At 66.8% G+C, this 17,848-nt stretch carries 17 protein-coding genes; 7 read left to right on the forward strand and 10 right to left on the reverse strand.

Features of this window, described 5'->3' with window-relative positions; all coding sequences use genetic code 11:
- Positions 1-7 precede the first annotated feature (7 nt).
- Positions 8-1,204, reverse strand: a complete 1,197-nt coding sequence (locus tag ASE50_RS00135; protein WP_056394103.1) for an ROK family transcriptional regulator — start codon at positions 1,202-1,204, stop codon at positions 8-10.
- A 224-nt stretch (positions 1,205-1,428) separates the two neighbouring features.
- On the opposite strand from ASE50_RS00135, the gene ASE50_RS00140 reads away from it, so the two are divergent.
- From ASE50_RS00140 to ASE50_RS00155, 4 genes are all read left to right on the forward strand, one after another.
- The gene (locus tag ASE50_RS00140) at positions 1,429-3,942 is read left to right on the forward strand and encodes a glycoside hydrolase family 3 protein (RefSeq protein WP_082438685.1); all 2,514 of its coding nucleotides are present in this window, start codon (positions 1,429-1,431) and stop codon (positions 3,940-3,942) included.
- Between the two features lie 191 nt (positions 3,943-4,133).
- Positions 4,134-5,633: a carboxylesterase/lipase family protein gene (locus ASE50_RS00145; RefSeq protein ID WP_162236141.1), complete on the forward strand. Its 1,500-nt coding sequence runs from the start codon at positions 4,134-4,136 to the stop codon at positions 5,631-5,633.
- Positions 5,630-6,364 (forward strand): GDSL-type esterase/lipase family protein, encoded by a 735-nt coding sequence (locus ASE50_RS00150; RefSeq protein ID WP_056394113.1) that lies wholly within the window; start codon positions 5,630-5,632, stop codon positions 6,362-6,364. Before ASE50_RS00145 ends, ASE50_RS00150 begins: the two co-directional genes overlap by 4 nt.
- Positions 6,365-6,603: 239 nt before the next feature.
- Positions 6,604-6,936, forward strand: a complete 333-nt coding sequence (locus ASE50_RS00155; RefSeq protein ID WP_056394116.1) for a hypothetical protein — start codon at positions 6,604-6,606, stop codon at positions 6,934-6,936.
- Between the two features lie 177 nt (positions 6,937-7,113).
- On the opposite strand, the gene ASE50_RS00160 is transcribed toward ASE50_RS00155, so the two are convergent.
- The 3 genes from ASE50_RS00160 to asd all read right to left on the reverse strand — a co-directional run bounded on the left by ASE50_RS00160 (position 7,114) and on the right by asd (position 10,911).
- The gene (locus ASE50_RS00160; protein WP_056394119.1) at positions 7,114-8,001 is read right to left on the reverse strand and encodes an ROK family protein; all 888 of its coding nucleotides are present in this window, start codon (positions 7,999-8,001) and stop codon (positions 7,114-7,116) included.
- Positions 8,002-8,003: 2 nt separating this feature from the next.
- Entirely contained in the window at positions 8,004-9,878 is a 1,875-nt protein-coding gene (locus ASE50_RS00165) for a M61 family metallopeptidase (RefSeq protein WP_056394122.1), read from the reverse strand.
- Between the two features lie 103 nt (positions 9,879-9,981).
- Positions 9,982-10,911: an archaetidylserine decarboxylase gene (gene asd, locus ASE50_RS00170; RefSeq protein ID WP_235512056.1), complete on the reverse strand. Its 930-nt coding sequence runs from the start codon at positions 10,909-10,911 to the stop codon at positions 9,982-9,984.
- 35 nt (positions 10,912-10,946) lie between these two features.
- Between asd and ASE50_RS00175 the strand changes: the two genes are divergently transcribed.
- The gene (locus ASE50_RS00175; RefSeq protein ID WP_056394125.1) at positions 10,947-12,599 is read left to right on the forward strand and encodes an aminotransferase class III-fold pyridoxal phosphate-dependent enzyme; all 1,653 of its coding nucleotides are present in this window, start codon (positions 10,947-10,949) and stop codon (positions 12,597-12,599) included.
- Between the two features lie 7 nt (positions 12,600-12,606).
- Here ASE50_RS00175 and ASE50_RS00180 read toward each other — a convergent pair whose 3' ends face one another.
- From ASE50_RS00180 to ASE50_RS00205, 6 genes are all read right to left on the reverse strand, one after another.
- Positions 12,607-12,801 (reverse strand): hypothetical protein, encoded by a 195-nt coding sequence (locus ASE50_RS00180; RefSeq protein ID WP_056394130.1) that lies wholly within the window; start codon positions 12,799-12,801, stop codon positions 12,607-12,609.
- Between the two features lie 18 nt (positions 12,802-12,819).
- The gene (locus ASE50_RS00185; RefSeq protein ID WP_235512057.1) at positions 12,820-13,023 is read right to left on the reverse strand and encodes a hypothetical protein; all 204 of its coding nucleotides are present in this window, start codon (positions 13,021-13,023) and stop codon (positions 12,820-12,822) included.
- Positions 13,024-13,344: 321 nt separating this feature from the next.
- Entirely contained in the window at positions 13,345-13,635 is a 291-nt protein-coding gene (locus tag ASE50_RS00190; protein ID WP_056394136.1) for a type II toxin-antitoxin system RelE/ParE family toxin, read from the reverse strand.
- Positions 13,628-13,873: a type II toxin-antitoxin system ParD family antitoxin gene (locus ASE50_RS00195; protein WP_056394140.1), complete on the reverse strand. Its 246-nt coding sequence runs from the start codon at positions 13,871-13,873 to the stop codon at positions 13,628-13,630. Before ASE50_RS00195 ends, ASE50_RS00190 begins: the two co-directional genes overlap by 8 nt.
- 386 nt (positions 13,874-14,259) lie before the next feature.
- Positions 14,260-14,871, reverse strand: coding sequence for a hypothetical protein (locus tag ASE50_RS00200; RefSeq protein WP_056394143.1), 612 nt, complete (start codon positions 14,869-14,871; stop codon positions 14,260-14,262).
- Between the two features lie 28 nt (positions 14,872-14,899).
- Positions 14,900-15,586 (reverse strand): class I SAM-dependent methyltransferase, encoded by a 687-nt coding sequence (locus tag ASE50_RS00205; RefSeq protein ID WP_082438746.1) that lies wholly within the window; start codon positions 15,584-15,586, stop codon positions 14,900-14,902.
- Between the two features lie 266 nt (positions 15,587-15,852).
- Between ASE50_RS00205 and ASE50_RS00210 the strand changes: the two genes are divergently transcribed.
- Both ASE50_RS00210 and ASE50_RS00215 read left to right on the forward strand, forming a co-directional pair.
- Positions 15,853-16,725, forward strand: coding sequence for a UDP-2,3-diacylglucosamine diphosphatase (locus tag ASE50_RS00210; RefSeq protein WP_056395534.1), 873 nt, complete (start codon positions 15,853-15,855; stop codon positions 16,723-16,725).
- Complete coding sequence (locus ASE50_RS00215; RefSeq protein WP_056394146.1) at positions 16,722-17,777, forward strand: glycosyltransferase family 4 protein; 1,056 nt, start codon at positions 16,722-16,724, stop codon at positions 17,775-17,777. The genes ASE50_RS00210 and ASE50_RS00215 overlap by 4 nt, the downstream gene beginning before the upstream one ends.
- Positions 17,778-17,848: the final 71 nt, after the last annotated feature.

A 17,848-nucleotide genomic window follows, 5' to 3' on the forward strand; every position in this document is an offset into this window, starting at 1 on the left:
GCAGCGACTACCCGACCTCGTCCGCCTTCCACAGCGCCGTCGCGCTCGGCAACAGGAAATGGCTGAACGGCAGGATCGCCGCACCAACCGCCGGCGCATCCTCGGCCAGCATCGCCCGGCGTACCGGGGCCAGTGCGGGGACGTTCGTCGCATCGACCCGCAACCGTTCGTTCAGCCGCTCGGCCAGCGTTTCGACATGCTGCCCCGGCAGCCGCCCGCCGACGAAGATCGCCGCCGGATTGATCAGGCAGTTGATCGCGATCAGCGGCTCGACCAGCCGGTCGACCGACGCATCGATCCAGTCATCCACCACCGCCAGCAACGTGGCATCGTCGCCGCGCTCGCCCCGGATGTCGCCCAGCGTGAACCCCGCCCGCCGCAACGGATGCAACAGGCCCGACAGCGACACGGTATGCTGGATCTGCGTGCGCCCGCCCTTGCCGTCGCTGCCCATCAGAAAGCCGAGTTCGCCCGATCGCCCCTTGGCCCCGCGGAAATAGCTGCCGTCGATCACCAGCCCGCCGCCCAGCGCCGCCGAGATCAGGACATAGAAGAAGCTCGCCTGATGCTGGCCATGGCCCAGTTGCAATTCGCCCATCGCCGCCGCCGCCGCGTCGTTCTCGACGAATACCGGCAGGTCGATCGGCGCGGCGAACAGCGCGGCCATGTCGACGCTTTCCCATTCGGCATAGCTGGCCGGGCGGCCGGGCAGGTCGACGGTGCCGAGATCGTCGGGCCGCGCCACGCCGATGCCCACGATCCGATTGGCGTCGACCCCGGCTTCGGCGATCAGCCCCTCGACCGCCGATCGATAGAAACCGGCAACCTCGTCTGGCAGCGCGAAATCGACGTCGCGGGTGGCGCGCGCCAGCGTCTGTCCGGTAAAGTCGACCAGCACGATCGTCACATGATCGCGGTCGATGTTGATGCCGATCGCGTAGCAGGCGGCGGGATTGACCACCAGCTTGGTCGGCGGCTGCCCGCGCCCGCCACGTCGCTGCCCCGCTTCGAGGATCAATCCTTCGCCCAGCAGCCGGCGGGTGATGTTGGCGATCGCGGGCGGGGTCAGTCCGGTGATGTTGGCCAGGTCGATCCGCGTCAGCGACCCCGACACCCGGATCGCATGCAGCGTGACCCGCTGGTTATGATCGGCGGCACGTTCGAGGTTGGTCCCCGACAGTCGAATCGGCGTACGATCGATCACGTCCGGACGTCCCGGGCGGCTACGGGGAATGGCAAACTTCGTCTCCCGGTCACGGCATCGCCGTTCGTTGTTTTGTGACAGCGTGGACCAGTGGACAGACCAGTTCAATTGTAAACCGTATTGTCGAAACGCCGGTCCGACGATTGACAACGTTGTCGGAATTGGCGAACGGGGCGGCAAAGGGATGCGCGCGGCCAGATCGCGGGCAAAAGGAGAGCGACGCGATGAAACCGGTTCCTCAATTTTTGTTGTGCACGATGCTCGCCGGGTTCGGCGGGGTGTTGCCTGCCGCCGCGCAGACTGTGCCGGCACCGGCCCCCGCCGCGACCGTGCATCCCGACATCTGGCCGCGCGCCAACTGGCCGTACAAGGTCGATCCGGCGCTGGAGAAGCGCATCGCCGACCTGCTGAAGAAGATGACGCTCGAGGAAAAGGTCGGACAGGTCGTGCAGGGCGATATCGCCAGCCTGACGCCCGCCGACGTGAAGCGGTATCATCTCGGCTCGGTGCTGAACGGCGGCAACTCCGCGCCGAACAACGACGAATTCGCGCCTGCCTCCGAATGGCTGAAGCTCGCCGACCGTTTCTACGAAGCCTCAGTCGACAAGAGCGACGGCGGCGTCGGCATTCCCGTCATCTGGGGCACCGATGCGGTGCATGGCCACAGCAATATCGTCGGCGCGACGCTGTTCCCGCACAATGTCGGTCTGGGCGCGATGCACGACCCGGCGCTGATGCGGAAGATCGCGCAGGCGACGGCGGCCGAAATCCGTGCGACCGGCATCGAATGGACCTTCGCGCCGACGATCACCGTGCCGCAGGACCTGCGCTGGGGCCGCGCCTATGAAGGCTATTCGTCCGATCCGAAGCTGGTCGCCAGCTACGTCACCCAGTTCATCGAGGGGCTGCAGGGCGCACCCGGCTCGACCAATCAGCTGAAGGGGCCGTACGTCCTCGCCTCCACCAAGCATTTCCTCGCCGATGGCGGCACGTTCGGCGGGCAGGATCAGGGCGATGCCAAGATCCCCGAAACCACGCTGCGCGATATCCACGGCACGCCCTATGTCTCGGCGATCAACGCGGGCGTGCAGACGGTCATGGCCAGCTTCAGCAGCTGGAACGGCGAGAAGATCACCGGGCACAAGGGCTTGATGACCGATGTGCTCAAGAAGCGCATGGGCTTTGGCGGCTTCATCGTCAGCGACTGGAACGCGCACGGTCAGGTCGCGGGCTGCACCAATGCGTCGTGCCCGCGCGCGATCAACGCCGGGCTCGACATGTATATGGCCCCCGACAGCTGGAAGCCGATCTGGGAAAACCTCGTCAAGCAGGTCAAGTCGGGCGAAGTGCCGATGGCGCGCCTCGACGACGCGGTATCGAACATCCTGCGCGTGAAGCTGCGCGCCGGCCTGTTCGATGCGGGCAAGCCGTCGTCGCGGCCGTTGTCGGGCAAGTTCGAACTGCTCGGCAGTCCCGAACACCGCGCGGTCGCGCGCGAGGCGGTGGCGAAGTCGCTGGTTCTGCTCAAGAACAATGGTTCGCTGCTGCCGATCAAGGCGGGCGCGCGGGTGCTGGTCGCCGGTGACGGGGCGAACGACGTCGCGCGTCAGTCGGGCGGCTGGACGCTGACATGGCAGGGGACGGGGATCGATCCGAAATATTTCCCCGGCGCGACCTCGATCTGGCAGGGGATCGACATGGGCGTGAAGGCAGCCGGTGGCTCGGCGACGCTGTCGCCCGATGGCAGCTTCTCGGGCAAGAAGCCCGATGCGGCGATCGTCGTGTTCGGCGAAACGCCCTATGCCGAGTTCCAGGGCGATATCAAGACGCTCCAGCTGCGCCCCGAGCTGCGTGGCCCTATCGAGACGATGAAGAAGCTGAAGGCGCAGGGGATTCCCGTCGTCGCGCTGATGCTGACCGGCCGGCCGCTGTTCGTGAACGCCGCGATCAACGCCGCCGACGCCTTCGTCGTCGGCTGGCTGCCGGGATCGGAGGGCGCGGGCGTCGCCGACGTGCTGCTGCGCGGACAGGACGGCAAGGCGAAGCGCGATTTCTCGGGCACGCTGTCCTTCCCATGGCCCGCGACCGGCGATGCGACCGGGCCGACCCAGTTCCCGATCGGGTACGGCCTGACCGCCGCCAGCAAGACGGTGGTGCCGGCCTTCTCCGAAGACCCCAAGGTCGCCGAAGCCGATGCCGGTGACGTGTTCATGGACAAGGGGCTGCCCGCGACCGCATGGTCGCTGGAGGTCGGCGGTGCCGGCACCGGCGGCAACACCCGCATCACCACCGTGCCCGCGCAATCGGGCGCGGGCCGGGTCAAGGTCACCGCGACCGACCACGGCGTTCAGGAAGGCGCGCGCCGTTTCGACATCGACGGCAGCGGCCCGGCACAGATCGTGCTGAGCACCCAGTCGCCGGTCGACCTGACGCGGCAGACCAATGGCGACGTGATGCTGGTATCGACGATGCGCGTCGACGCCGCCCCGACCATGCCGGTCACGCTGTCGCTGCGCAGCGGTCCCGGCGGCGGACAGGTCGCACTCGGGCGGATGGAGCGGCTGCCGGTCGGCCAGTGGAAGACGCTGGGCGTCCCGCTCAAATGCTTCGGCGGCAATGTGAACATGGCGAAGGTCGATACGCCCTTCGCCCTGTCGACCGACGGCAAGCTGACGGTCAGCGTGGCACGCGTGGCGCTGGGCACGACGGCAGACGTGACGGTAAGCTGCCCCCGCTAAATCCTCCCCGCTCTGCGGGGAGGGGGACCGCCCGAAGGGTGGTGGAGGGGGTTCGCCGCGCAACGCAACGGTTGCGGATACGGACACCCCCCTCCACCAGCTTCGCTGGTCCCCCTCCCCGTGCCGGGGAGGAATTGCCTGCCGCAGCCGGTGCCCCTAGGAACCCAACGACAACACACAGGGGCATGGCGATGAAGGCAATCTGGGCACCTCTACTCCTCGCTATGGCAACCCCCGCCATCGCCCAGGAAGCAACGCCTCCCGCCGCCCCGATCCCTCCGCGCGTCTCGGTCTCGGGCGGCATCGTCGAGGGCAAGGCCGAAGCCGACCGCGTCCTCTTTCGCGGCATTCCCTTCGCCGCCCCGCCGCTGGGCGCGAACCGCTGGCGCGAACCGCAGCCGGTGGTCGAATGGACCGGCATCCGGACCACCACCGCGCCGTCGCCCGCCTGTCTCCAGAACGATTATGGCTGGAACCGCGCCGACCATGTCTTTGCGGCGGAGGATTGCCTGACGCTCGATGTCGGCACGCCGGGGCTTACGGCCAAGCGCCCGGTGATCGTGTGGATTCACGGTGGCAGCAACCGCGCCGGATCGGCGGGTGGCATGGCGCTGTCGGCGATCGGCAAGCGCGACGTGGTCGTCGTCGCGGTCCAGTACCGCCTCGGCATCTTCGGCTTCCTGCCGCACCGCGCGCTGGCGGCGGAAGCGAACGGGGCCAGCGGCAATTACGGGCTGATGGACCAGATCGCGGCGCTGCGCTGGGTCCGCGACAACATCGCCAAGTTCGGCGGCGATCCCGACAACGTCACCATCGCCGGTGAAAGCGCCGGATCGCAGGACGTGTCGCTGCTGCTCGCTTCGCCACTCGCCCGCGGCCTGTTCGCGAAGGCGGCGATGGAATCGGGCGCGCCGGGCTTCGGCCTGCCATGGCGGCCGCTCAAGGAAGCGTTCCGCATCGGCGATCAGCTCGACGTGCTGCTCGGCACGCGCGGGACGGCGGCACTGCGCAGCGCCTCGCCCGCCGCGCTGCTCGCCGCCGATCTGAAGCTGCACGATGCGAAACTGACCGCCGATGACTATCTGTACTTGCGCACCACCATCGACGGTGCGGTCCTGCCCGACACGCCCGACCGGCTGTTCGTCACCGCACCCAAACGGCCGGTGCTGCTCGGCAGCAACGTCCTCGAACTCGACCTGCCCGGCGACCGTCCGGCACGCGACGGTTTCGTCGACCTGTCGTTCGGCACCAATGCGGATGCGGCGCGCACCTTCTACCGGCTCGACGAACCCGATTCCGTCGCCCATCCGCGCATGGGCACCCGCGATCAGCAGATCGCGACCGACGCCACCTTCCGCTGTCCGGCCGGCAACCTTGCCAACCTGCTCGCCGGGCGCAGCTGGCCGGTGTGGCGCTATGAATTCGACATGGCCGGCGATGGCGGTCCCGGCCGCACGTCGCATGCCGCAGAGATCGGCTATATTTTTGCCGACAAGCGCGTCGGACCGGTGTCGATGCAGGATTATTGGCTGGCCTTCGCCGTCACCGGCGATCCCAATGGCGACGGCCGCCCGGCATGGCCGCGCACGACCAAAGGCAAGCCCGCCAATATCCTGTTCGACGCGCGCGGTGCCACGCCCCGCGACGGTGATATCCGCCCTGAAATCTGCCGTTTGCAAGGATCGCTATGACCCCCGATCGCCGACATTTCCTCGGCCTTGCCGCCGGCGCGGTACTCCTTCCCGCCGCTGCCGCCTGCGCGCAGGAGGACAGCTATGAGGTCAAGCGTCAGCGCCAGTTGGCGACCGACTGGCCATGGCTGGGTCGCTACGCCGCCGACAATGCCGCGCTCACCGCTTCGGGCAAGTCGACCGACATCGTCTTCATGGGCGATTCGATCACCGAAGGCTGGGCCGGCAAGCGCCCCGCTTTCTTCCGGGACGGCCGGGTCGGGCGCGGGATCAGCGGGCAGACGACGCCGCAAATGGTGCTGCGGATGATGGCCGACGTGATCGCGCTGAAACCGAAATTCGTTCACATCATGGCCGGTACCAACGACATCGCCGGCAATACCGGACCGATGACGCCGCAGCAGACGCAGGACAATCTGGCGATGATGGTCATGCTCGCGCGGGCAGCGAAGATCGGCGTGCTGCTGGCCAGCGTGCCGCCCGCCGACGGCTTTCCGTGGCGACCTGGCCTCGCCACCGTCGCGCCGATCCGCGCGCTGAACGCATGGGCGAAAGACTATGCGGGGCAGTCCGGCGCGACCTTCGTCGACTATACGCCTGCGCTGGCGACGCCGGGCGGCGCGATGAAACCCGGCTTCGCCGACGACGGCGTCCATCCGACCGCCGCCGGCTATGCCGCGATGGAAGACGTGCTGACCCCGATCCTGCGGGCGAAGCGCCTGCCGGTTTAAGGGGAGGATCGTCACCCCAGCGCAGGCTGGGGTCTCTCACCGCTCCTGTCCCGCGCTATCACCCGAAGACCCCGGCCTGCGCCGGGGTGACGACCCCAAAGCCCATTGCACGTAAAGCTGAACGAACCGGCCGACGCCGCGACAATCCGACACAATTCTAGTACATTCGCGACAAACGCCTGCGACACTCCGCCCCCATTTTCGTTGTCGACCAAGTGGTTCGATACAGGAGAAAGCGCATGAAGAAGTTCGCATTGATGCTCGCCGGCCTCGGCGTCGCCATGACCGCGCTGCCCGCTGCCGCCCAGCCGTGGCAGTCGATCAACCAGCGCCAGGCACAGATCGAGCGCCGGATCGATCAGGGTATCCGCAGCGGTTCGCTGAGCCGGCGCGAGGCGGTAAACGTGCGCGGCGAATTCCGCCAGATCGCGTCGCTCGAACAGCGTTATCGCCGCTCGAACGGCCTGTCGATGCAGGAGCGCCGCGACCTCGACCGCCGCTTCGACGCGCTGGCGTACAAGGTCCGTGTCGACAAGCACGATCGCAACGGCCGTCCGGGCCACCGCCGCTGACAACTCCCCTCCCTGACAAGAGTTTCGGGTCGGTCATGCCCCCGGCATGACCTAAACCGTGCGGGGCACTGTTTACCCGAAACTGGGCTGGGGGTGGGTAGGCCGATTGTAGCGTGCTTACCCTCCCTCGCGGGCCGATCCACCCCCGACCCCTTCTTGTCAGGGAGGGGCGGGACGTCATCCCCCCGCGACGAACGCCCCGATCAACCCCGCATCGTCACCCAGCCGCCCCGGCACGACGACCGGTATGGCCGCCGGGATCAGCAGGTTCGCCCGCACGCGCGCGTCCAGTGCTGCGATCAGCGCGGGGGCGTTGGCCAGCCCGCCGCCGACCGGCACGATCGTCGCCGAAACGGCGTGCAGCAGCATCGCCAGCGGCCCGCCGACCAGATCGCACCAATAGTCGAACGTCGCCACCGCCCGGCGCTTGCCCGCCGCCGCATCCCCGGCAATGGCAAAACTGTCCGCCGCGATCCCATGCAGGAAGCGATGCAACCGCTCCAGCCCGCGCGCGCTGCCGATCGTATCGAGGCACCCCTTCAACCCGCACCCACATGCGAACACCGGATTGGTTCCCGGCGCGATCGGGCTGTCGTGCACCACCTGTCCATGACCCCATTCGCCGCCGATCCCGCCGGCACCGCCGACGATCCGGCCGCGTTCGACCAGCCCGCCGCCGACCCCGGTGCCGAGGATGATGCCGAACACCCGCTCATGCCCCATCGCGACCCCCCGCGCCGCTTCGGCCAGCACGAACGCATCGGCATCGTTCACCACCCGCACCGGCACCGCCAGCACGCGCGCCAGTTCGTCGGCCAGTCGCCGCCCGTCGATACAGCGGATATTCGCGCTGGTGACGATGCCGGATACCGGATCGACCAGTCCGGCGGTCGCGATCGACACCCGCTCGCAAGCCACCACCGCCAGCACATCGGCAAACACCGCGACGAACGCCGCCCAATCGTCGACCGGCGTCGGCACTTTCCGGCGCCAACCGATCGCCCCCGCATCGTCGAACGCGGCGATGTCGACGAACGACCCGCCGACATCGGCGCAGAGTCGCATGGTTATTCGGCACCCAACCAGCTCTTGCGGAACGCCCGCTGCTTTGCCGTCAGCGCCTGCCCGGCGGTCTCGCCGCGCACGATTTCCAGCGTCGGATCTGCCACCGGCGTCAGCATCGCGGTGCGATCGACGCCCATCTGCCGATAGCGCAGCGCGACCGGCGACCCGGGTTTCATCGCCGCCACCGCCGCATTCCAGCCGGCGAGATCCCCGATCGCCTGCCCACCGACCGCGACGATGGTATCACCCCGGTCCAGCCCGGCGGCGAACAGCGGCGTATCTTGGGCGGGCGGCAGGGTCAGCGTCACGCCGTCGGCCGTCTCGCTCGCCGCACTCCGCCCGATCCATCCGCGCGTCGGCGCGGCGGGCCGTAGCACCAGCCCGGCCTGTGCCAGCAGCGGCGCGAAGTCGGGCAGGCCGCTGCCGTCGATCGATCGTGCGAAGAATGCTTCGGCAAAGCCCGGATCGCCGGTCGTCTCGGCCAGCGCGACGCGCAGATCGGCGGGCGTGTACGCCTTTTCGCCCTTTCCATGCCGCGCCCACAATGTCCGCATGAAATCGTCGAGGCTCTTGCCCGCGAAACGCTGCCGCAGTTCGAGGTCGAGCGCCATGCCGATGATCGCGCCATAGGGATAATAGGACACGAAGATATTAGGATCGACCGGATCGATCGATTTCGCCGCATCGACGAACGGCGCGCGCAGGCTCATCTCCTGCGGCGATGCGTTGATCCGTGCCGCGATCCGCGCCGGATTATTGATGATGCCGTTCAGCATCGGCCCCATCTCGCCCAGATACTCGTCGACCGTGGCCAGTCCCGCGCGCTGGATCGACAGCGGCCCGTAATAGCTGGTGAACCCCTCGGCCAGCCACAGCGACGGCGTCGGATTGGCACGGGTGAAGTCGAACGGTTCCAGTTCGGCGGGACGGATGCGCTCGACATTCCAGCTGTGGAAGAATTCATGCGCCAGCGTACCCAACTGGTCGTCCTTCGCCTCCGCCAGCGACTGCGCGTTCGTGATGATCGTCGAATTGCGGTGCTCCATCCCGTCGCCTACGATCGACGGGCGGTAATCGGCGATGAAGGTATAGCGGCCGAAATCATAGGGTGCCGGCGCGCCGAAGATAAGGATCTGTTCGCGCACCACCCGCTTCGCCTTTTCGGTGAAGCGGTCCATGTCGGCGGCGGTGCCATCGTGGTGGAGGGCGAGGCGATAGGTCTTGCCCCCCGCCTGCCATTCGCGGACCATATGGTCCGACAACTCGGTCGGGCTGTCCATGAAATATTGCAGGTTCGGTGCCCAATAGGTGTCCGCCGCGTCGCTCTCCGGCAACTGGGTCGCGACCTTCCATTTGGGGTCGGGGCGCTGGAAGCGCACGCGGATCGGCTGCGCGTCGTAACCGCTCGCCCACAGGAACGTCGCCGGCATGTTCAGATGTGCGTGCGAAGGATCGATCTGCGCATAGGTGCCGTCGCCATGATCGGCGAACAGCGTGTAGGTGACGACGACCGTCCCGTCATGGCCGGCGACGCTCCAGCCATAGGGATCGCTGCGCGTCAGTTTCAGCGGCCGCCCCGCGCCGTCGGTCGCGCTCACGTCATAGACGTTCTTGGCGAATTCATGGATCGCATAGCGCCCCGGCGACGACCGCGACATCTGGACGCGCAACGGTCCGGCGGGCACCCCGGTCCAGGTCGCGGTGATCCGCGCGCGGTGATGCTCGACCTGCGGGAACGAAACGTCGTAGCGCACCTTCGCCGCCGTGCCGGGATCGCGCTGGCCGGGGGCAGGGGCCGGATGCACCGGCGCGGTCTGTGCCAGCGCGGGCAGTGCGATCGTGGAAGCAAGCAGGACGGCGAACAGCGAACGGACCATGAAGGCTCCCCCGGGAAACGATGGGGTGTCTTCTAGGCCGGGTCGACATTCAGCGGCAAGGTCGGCGAAATGGCGCCCCTCCCTTTCAGGGAGGGGAGACGCCTCAAATCTCCTCGATCACCGCCCGATCGAACAACACATCCCCCGCGCGCACCCGGTCGCCCGTCACCACCCCCGCCGCCGTCACGAACGGCGCGGGCGTCAGCATCACGATCGTCGAGCCATGCTCGAACCAGCCCATTTCCTGCCCTTGCGCGACCGGCGTCGCCAGCGTCGCGACCGGTTCCGCCCGCTCGCGCAGCAGCTTGACGGTATCGAGGAACGTCAACCGGATCGCCGCGACCAGGATCGCCGCGACCGGCACCAGCAGCACCGGCGTATCGTCGCCCAGTCGCAGCCGCACCGTCGCGCGTTCGTTGCGGCAATACAGCCGGTCGACCCGCTTCAGTGCCGGCGGATTGACGTTGAAACAGTCGCCGGGGAAATAGCGCACCCGCTCGACGACCGCGTCCTGTGGGGCATGGAACCGGTGATACATGCCCGCCGTCAGCCGCAGCGTTACGAAACTTCCGCCGATATAGGCCGTGCCCTCGCCGCCGGCCAGCTCGGCAATCGAATAGCGCCGCCCCTTGGCCTGGATGATGCTGTCGCCGTCGATCCGGCCGCTGGCGACGATGATCCCGTCCGACGGTGCCGACAATTGATGCGCCTGCGCCCGGAACGTCCGCGCACCGGGCCGCAGCCGCCGGATGAACGCGGCGTGCAGCGACGGCCATTTCGCCTCCGCCGCATCGGACAGGTCGACATCGCAGAACGTCCGCCACACCGCGATCAAGCCCCGCGCGACCAACGGCTGTTCGACCTTGCTCAACCACCCCATCGCCCGCGTGGCGCTCCGCCGCGGCAGCCAGTTGGTCAGCGCGTAATTGACCGATTCGATGTCGGTCAGTTTCGCGATGGTGCGCGACAGGGCGGATGGGGCGGATGGGGCGGGCGTGGGCGGGGCGGGGCGGATATCGTCCATGGCCGTCATCAATATTTCCCGATCGCGTCATATTCGCGTCAGTCATGACGCCACTCGCCCTTGCATTCGCCGCCGGTGCTGCCGGCCTGATCGCCACCAAGGGCCGCGCCCGCCTCGCGCTCAGCCGCGCCAAACACGGCTCGCTGACCGGCCATGTCCGCTGGGGACAGCGAATCGCCCGCCAGATCGCTTTTTACGACTATGACGACGCCCGCTTCTTCGCCGCCGACGATGCCCCGGCCGAAATCGCCGCCCGCCGCCGCGCCGGCTTCGACCGCCTGTCCGCGCTCTACGAAACCCGATTCGCGAAGACGGTCGTCGCGACGAAGGAATTGCGCGAAGGGCTGTCCGACCTGCAATTCACCGGCCGCTACCGCGTGCCGTTCCAGTTCAGCCGGCTGGTCCGCGACCGCCTCGCCACCGGTGCCTTCTACCGATCGTCGTCGGGCGTCACCGCCACCGACCTCGACGGCAATGTCTTCTACGACCTTGCCGGCTCCTACGGCGTCAACCTGTTCGGGCATGATTTCTACAAGGACTGTATTGCGGAAGGGACCGCGCGCGTCGCCGATCTGGGGCCGGTGCTCGGCACCTATCACCCGGTCATCGCCGCCAATGTCGCCCGGCTGCGCACGATCAGCGGCATGGACGAGGTGTCGTTCCACATGTCGGGCACCGAAGCCGTCATGCAGGCGGTACGCCTCGCGCGCTATCACACCGGCCGCCGCCGCTTGGTGCGCTTCGCCGGGGCCTATCATGGCTGGTGGGGCGATGTGCAGCCGGGCATCGGCAACCCGACCCCGGCCGACAACACGCTGACCCTGTCCGAACTGTCCGACCGGACGCTGCACGTGCTGGCGACGCGCAAGGATATCGCGTGCGTGCTGGTCAACCCGCTACAGGCGATGCACCCGAACAAGGGCGCGCCGTCCGACGGGACGCTGATCGACAGCAGCCGCTCCGCCCATCTCGACCGCGCCGCCTATCGCGACTGGCTCGGAAAGCTGCGCGACGTGTGCACGAAGGCCGGCATCGTCCTGATCTTCGACGAAGTCTTCATGGGCTTCCGCTTGGCCAAGGGCGGCATGGCCGAAGCGTTCGGCGTGCAGCCCGACATGGTGACGTACGGCAAGACACTGGGCGGCGGCCTGCCGGTCGGCGTCGTCTGCGGCCGTGCCGATCTGATGAAGCGTTTCCGTCCCGAACAGCCGGCCGACATCTGCTTCGCCCGCGGCACCTTCAACGCGCACCCCTATGTCATGGGGGCGATGGACGTGTTCCTCGAACGCCTCGATTCACCCGAGGTGCAGGCGATGTACGCCGACGTCGACGCCCGCTGGGACGCGCGCATCGACCAGTTCAACGCCGCGATGGCGGCCGCCGACTTGCCGGTCCGCGCCACGGGCATGCAGACGGTATGGACGATCGGCTACACCGTGCCGTCGCGCTATAACTGGATGCTGCAATATTACTGCCGTGCCGAGGGGCTGGCGCTCAGCTGGGTCGGCACCGGCCGCCTGATCTTCAGCCTGAATTACGACGACGCGGCGTTTGCCGAGGTCGTCGCAAGGTTCGTGAAGGCGGCGCAGGCTTGTGCCGCCGACGGCTGGTGGTGGAGCGCGCCGGGCACCACCAACAAGATGTTGCGACGGCAGGTGCTGAAGGAAACCCTGTCGCGGCGGCTCGGCCGGGGATAGTCGTTCGCTATTCGCGGCGCTCCGCCATCGCCGCCTGCAACGCGTCGATGATCGCGCGGTTGGCGACCGGTCCCGACAGGTCCTGCGCCAGCGTGGTAAAGCCCTCGCGGCGCAGCGCCTGTCGGATATGATTCACCGAAATATAGTCGCCGGTAGCGGCCAGTTCGATTGCCCGCGTCAATGCCGGCGTTTCGCGAGCCACGCGCTGTCGCCCGTCTGCTCAGCCGTTCCGCACCCACGGCGTTCGCACGACGGCACCGGTGATGACTTTCTTGCCGAACGCCTTGCGCATCTTGTCGGCGCCCTCGCCGTTGCGCAGGACGACATGCGTGCCCCCCGAATGCAGCGTTTCGATGGCGCTGATCGATGCGTCGTGCTTGCGGCACAGCGCCACCACATCGGCCTGGGCGATGCTGACATTCATCGCGCGCGATGTCGTAGTCGGAGTCGGAACGCCCCGGCGCCAATCGTCCTGCATGCAGATCCATTCATATTTCGAGCATGCGGACCAGCCGGGCCACGCGGGAAGAAGTAGCCAGCCGGCGCCGGTAGCAGGGCCGTTCGGTCGATACCGGGTGGGCCAGATCGTATATGGGGTGCCGGTGGCAGCAAACCAGAGCGGGCTTGGGGCTTTGTGCTGTGCTACGGCTTTCGGGCCGCCGAATGCCAAGGGAAGCCGGCGAAGCGTGCACGCAGTTCGAGGATGCCGAAAAAGGTCGGATCGACGAGCAAATCCCCGTCGGACTCACAACAGCCTGCTGACGTCCATCCGCTGATGCAGAATGCGGATGACCGCGATCCCATACACCGTTGCTTGAAAATAGATCACATGTTGCTCGACCGAACGTCGCCGGTAACCGGCGCGGACATGATCGCAACGTTGCGCCCGTTCGGGCGCTTCGGCCAGATCGGCGCAGGCAGCCGCGATGCGTTCGGCATAGCGCATTGCCTGCACCAGTCCCCACCGTTCCACCGTATAGTCGAAAACGTCTTCCAGATCACGCTGTGCGGCGGGCGCAAAGCGATAGTCAGCCATATTGCGCGGCTTTGCGTTCCTTGAAGGCAGCGAAATCGAACCGTTCCGGCGCTCCGCTTGCCTCGCCCTCGATCAGTGCCTGCCGTACCTGTTCAATCACCTGCCCGCGTTCCTGTTCGCGGCGAATCAGATCGCGGATCGCCTCGCTGTCATTTGTGTAATGGCCGGCGGTGATCTGCGCTACGATCCAGGCATTCTGCTGTTCGGTCAAGGTGATGGTCTTGCGGACGGTAGCCATTCCAACCTCCATGGCAGTCCTATTATTGGTGCACTTTAGCGTATCGCAGGGATGGGGAGATAGCCCTTTCCTACACCGCAATGCTCCGTCACGCTCGCCTCCGCTCTTTCTCTTCGTCGATCGCGCTTACGCAAAACGATGCGACCGGTTCGCAAATGTGCAAACCGGCCGCGAGTGTGACTTTTGTGACCTTTGGCGGAAAAGCGGCGCGTTTTCAGGCCCTACCACGGGCAAAGCCAGCGTCGAGGTCGATCGTGCTCTCGGCACGATCTGCGGACTGCGGGGCAGTCCGCACCTCGACGCTCGTCGGACGGCGCTTTTCGCACCGCCGGCCGGGCGCGCCTTGTTCGGCCCGGGGACAGCTCCGCTATCCCCTTGCCCGGCGCTTAATGCCGCGCCGCCTCCTGCAAATCCGTGTCGATCCGTGCGCCCTTAAACAACTGCACCGGCGCCTTGCGATACAGGATGAAGTCGTTGAACGGATCGGTCACGATCTTCGTCGCCCACACCAGCCCGGTCATCACGTCGCGCTGCACGAACAACTGCACCACCCGGAACAGCAACCCGCCGACCGCGAACGCCAGCCACAACAGTGCCAGATGCCGCAGGAACCCGACGAACCCGACATGCGGTTCGAAGATGCCGAAGAAGGTCGGATCGATCAGCAGCGGGATCGGCGTCGCCGCCCACAGCCCCATAAACACGACCTTGCGAAACAGGTTGTACCCGACCTTGATCTCTTCCTTATGTTCGTGCGTCGCCTGATTCTGATGGTCGTAGGTCTTGGGTTCGAAGAAGAAATGCCCCGATTGCCGCGCGGTCATCGCCACCAGCCAGCCGAGCAGGCTGGCGACCGCGGGGTCGATCCATACCACGACATAGGCGATCAGGAACGTCGTCGCGCTGACGAAGTGCAGCGCCTGATTGATGATGCTGTGATGGTAATAGCGATGATCGTCCCACCGCTGTTCCTTCAGCGCTTCCTTGAATCCGGACATCGAATAAACCTTTGATGAAAAGGGAGTTTCAGGCGGTCGCGGCGTGCGCGGGCGTCGGGTGGTTGTCCTGCACGCCCGCTGCGCGCCGGAAGCAGACCAGCGAGAAATGGCCCAGCGGGGGGAGCGGGCGGCGCTCGATCAGTTCCGCCTGCGGGTTACGCGCCGCCCAGTCGCCATAGATCGACCACGGGAAATCGGTGCGCCAGCCCAGCCGGCTGGTGATCGGCATCAGCACGCGCTCGATCTTCGCGCGCATCCCCGCTTCCGCGCCAAGCCGGGTCGCGATCACGATCATGCCGCCGGGCCGCACCACGCGCAGGAACTCGCTGAGCGCACGGTCGGGATGCGGCACCGCCGACACGACATATTGCGCGACGACCACATCGAACGAGGCATCGGCGAAATCGAGCGCCTCGGCATCGCCGATCGCGATGCGCTCGACATGGTTCAACTTTAGCCGGCGAACCCGGTCGCGCGCCTTGTCGAGCATCTGGTCGGCGATATCGATGCCGGTGATCCGGCTGTCGTGGCGGTAATGCGGCAGCGAGATGCCGGTGCCGACGCCGACCTCCAGAATGCGGCCGCCGACCGTTTCGGCGGCATCGATCGCGGCACGACGCCCGCGCTTGAACACCGGACCGAAGACCAGATCGTAGATCGGAGCCCAGCGATCATAGGCGGTCGCCACGCCGAGGCGGTTCAGTTCCTGAGCCAATCCGAGAGTTTCCTTGTCCAGCGCCGCACCGGGCTTGTCTGGCCCGATAAGATGACGTGCGTCGATGACACGCCAATGTCGCGGACGTGTCAGCAAGGTTTCAGTTTGATGGAAGTCGCCGTCACACGCGCGAAATACTATTGTCGCGTGGGCTGGCTACAGCGACGTCATCGCAGGGGCGCAAGTCCCGTCCACTGGCGTGGAGAAGTACGATGACGACGGCATTTGTATCCCGGACCAATCGACAGAATTCATCGGCCGCGACCGTGAAGTCCCTCGCGCGCAAGATTCCCGACTGGATCAACGACCCGCAAAGCTATCGTGCCGAGGGTCCGAAACAGTCCTACCGCACCGTCTTCATCTCCGACGTCCATCTCGGCACGCCGGGATGCAGCGCGACCCAACTGGTCGACTTTCTCCATTCGTTCGAATGCGAGACGCTGTATCTGGTCGGCGACATCGTCGATGGCTGGCAAATCCGGCGCGGCTGGTATTGGCCCTCGAGCCATAACGACGTCATCCGATCGATCCTGAAGTTCGCGCGGCGCGGCACCCGCGTCATCTACATCCCCGGCAACCATGACGAGGCGTTTCGCGACTATACCGGTCTCGAATTCGGCGGCGTCGAAATGGTCGAGGAGGATATCCACGAAACCGCCGATGGCCGCCGCCTGCTGGTGCTGCACGGCGACAAGTTCGATGGCGTGGTGCTCTATGCCAAGTGGCTCGCCTTTCTCGGCGACCATGCCTACACCGCGCTGCTGAAGGCTAACAGCGTCTGGAACTTCGCGCGGCGCAAGCTCGGCCTGCCTTATTGGTCGCTGTCGGCTTATGCCAAGCACCGGGTCAAGAACGCGGTCAATTTCATCGGCCGGTTCGAGGAGACCGTCGCCCATGCCGCCGCCGAACATGGCGTCGACGGCGTGGTGTGCGGCCATATCCACACTGCCGAAATCCGCCAGATCGGCGACATCATGTATTATAACGACGGCGACTGGGTGGAGAGCTGCACCGCGCTGGTCGAGGATCATCAAGGGGCGCTGTCACTGATCGACTGGCGTGCCGAGACCTGGGAACGCGAACTGGCGAGGTCGAACGGCAAGGCGGTCGATGCCGGCCGGGTGGTCGCCACCGCGTGAGGATCGCCATCGTCAGCGATGCGTGGAGCCCGCAGGTCAATGGCGTCGTCCGCACGCTGCAAACGACGATCTCTCGCCTGCAACACCGCGGCCATGTGGTCGAAACCTTCACCCCCGACGGTTTCGCCACCCGGCCATGTCCCGGCTATCCCGAAATCCGGCTGGCGTTCGGCTGCGGTTCCGAACTCGGCCGTCGGATGGCCGCCTTCCACCCCGACGCGATCCATATCGCCACCGAAGGACCGCTCGGCTGGGCGGCACGGCGCTGGTGCCGGGGGCGGGGGGCACGCTTCACCACCTCGTTCCACACCAATTTCGCCGACTATCTGGCGATGCGGACGCACCTGCCCGCCGGCTTGTTCTGGCCGTTCCTGCGCCGCTTCCATGCGGCGGCCAGCGGGGTGATGACCGCGACCGCGCGCGTCGCCGGCGCGCTCCACGACCATGGCATCGCCCATACCCGGCGCTGGTCGCGCGGCGTCGACCTGTCGCTGTTCAAGCCCGATGGCGCACAGCTCGACGTGGCGACGCTGCCGCGCCCGATCCTGCTCCATGTCGGGCGCATCGCCGTCGAAAAGAATATCGAGGCGTTCCTCGCGCTCAATACGCCGGGCACCAAGCTGCTGGTGGGGGACGGCCCGGCGCGCGCCGATCTGGAGCGGCGCTATCCGTTGGCGCAATTCGTCGGGGTGAAGCAGGGCGCGGCGCTCGCCGCTGCCTATCGCGCCGCCGATGTGCTGGTCTTTCCTAGCCGCACCGACACGTTCGGCCTCGTCATGATCGAGGCGCTGGCCTGCGGCACCCCGGTCGCCGCCTATCCGGTGCCGGGGCCGCTCGACGTGATCGGGCTGGACGGGACGGGCGGCGGCGGCGAACGTATCGGCGCGCTCGACGCCGATCTGGCGGCGGCGGTCGAACAGGCACTGACCGCCGACCGCGACGCCTGCGTCCGTGTCGGCACCGGCTATTGCTGGTCGCATTGCACCGATCAGTTCGTCGGTAATCTGGTCGATGCCGGACTGACGACGGATGACACGCCGGTGGCGGCGTAAGACCGATCAACATTCAGTAAGGTTTCGACTTCTCCCCTCCCTGACAAGGGAGGGGTCGGGGGTGGGTTGGC

It is taken from the genome of Sphingomonas sp. Leaf5 (assembly GCF_001421155.1).
In the GTDB taxonomy this organism is placed as follows: domain Bacteria; phylum Pseudomonadota; class Alphaproteobacteria; order Sphingomonadales; family Sphingomonadaceae; genus Sphingomonas.

Excerpts from the sequence above, each read along its gene's own strand:
- ASE50_RS00175 (WP_056394125.1), top strand. The coding sequence starts at position 10,947 with ATGACGCCACTCGCCCTTGCATTCGCCGCCGGTGCTGCCGGCCTGATC.
- ASE50_RS00200 (WP_056394143.1), bottom strand. The coding sequence starts at position 14,871 with ATGTCCGGATTCAAGGAAGCGCTGAAGGAACAGCGGTGGGACGATCAT.
- ASE50_RS00160 (WP_056394119.1), bottom strand. The coding sequence starts at position 8,001 with ATGCGACTCTGCGCCGATGTCGGCGGGTCGTTCGTCGACATCGCCGCG.
- ASE50_RS00145 (WP_162236141.1), top strand. The coding sequence starts at position 4,134 with ATGAAGGCAATCTGGGCACCTCTACTCCTCGCTATGGCAACCCCCGCC.
- ASE50_RS00190 (WP_056394136.1), bottom strand. The coding sequence starts at position 13,635 with ATGGCTGACTATCGCTTTGCGCCCGCCGCACAGCGTGATCTGGAAGAC.
- ASE50_RS00150 (WP_056394113.1), top strand. The coding sequence starts at position 5,630 with ATGACCCCCGATCGCCGACATTTCCTCGGCCTTGCCGCCGGCGCGGTA.
- ASE50_RS00155 (WP_056394116.1), top strand. The coding sequence starts at position 6,604 with ATGAAGAAGTTCGCATTGATGCTCGCCGGCCTCGGCGTCGCCATGACC.
- ASE50_RS00140 (WP_082438685.1), top strand. The coding sequence starts at position 1,429 with ATGAAACCGGTTCCTCAATTTTTGTTGTGCACGATGCTCGCCGGGTTC.
- ASE50_RS00195 (WP_056394140.1), bottom strand. The coding sequence starts at position 13,873 with ATGGCTACCGTCCGCAAGACCATCACCTTGACCGAACAGCAGAATGCC.
- ASE50_RS00185 (WP_235512057.1), bottom strand. The coding sequence starts at position 13,023 with ATGAATGTCAGCATCGCCCAGGCCGATGTGGTGGCGCTGTGCCGCAAG.
- asd (WP_235512056.1), bottom strand. The coding sequence starts at position 10,911 with ATGACGGCCATGGACGATATCCGCCCCGCCCCGCCCACGCCCGCCCCA.
- ASE50_RS00165 (WP_056394122.1), bottom strand. The coding sequence starts at position 9,878 with ATGGTCCGTTCGCTGTTCGCCGTCCTGCTTGCTTCCACGATCGCACTG.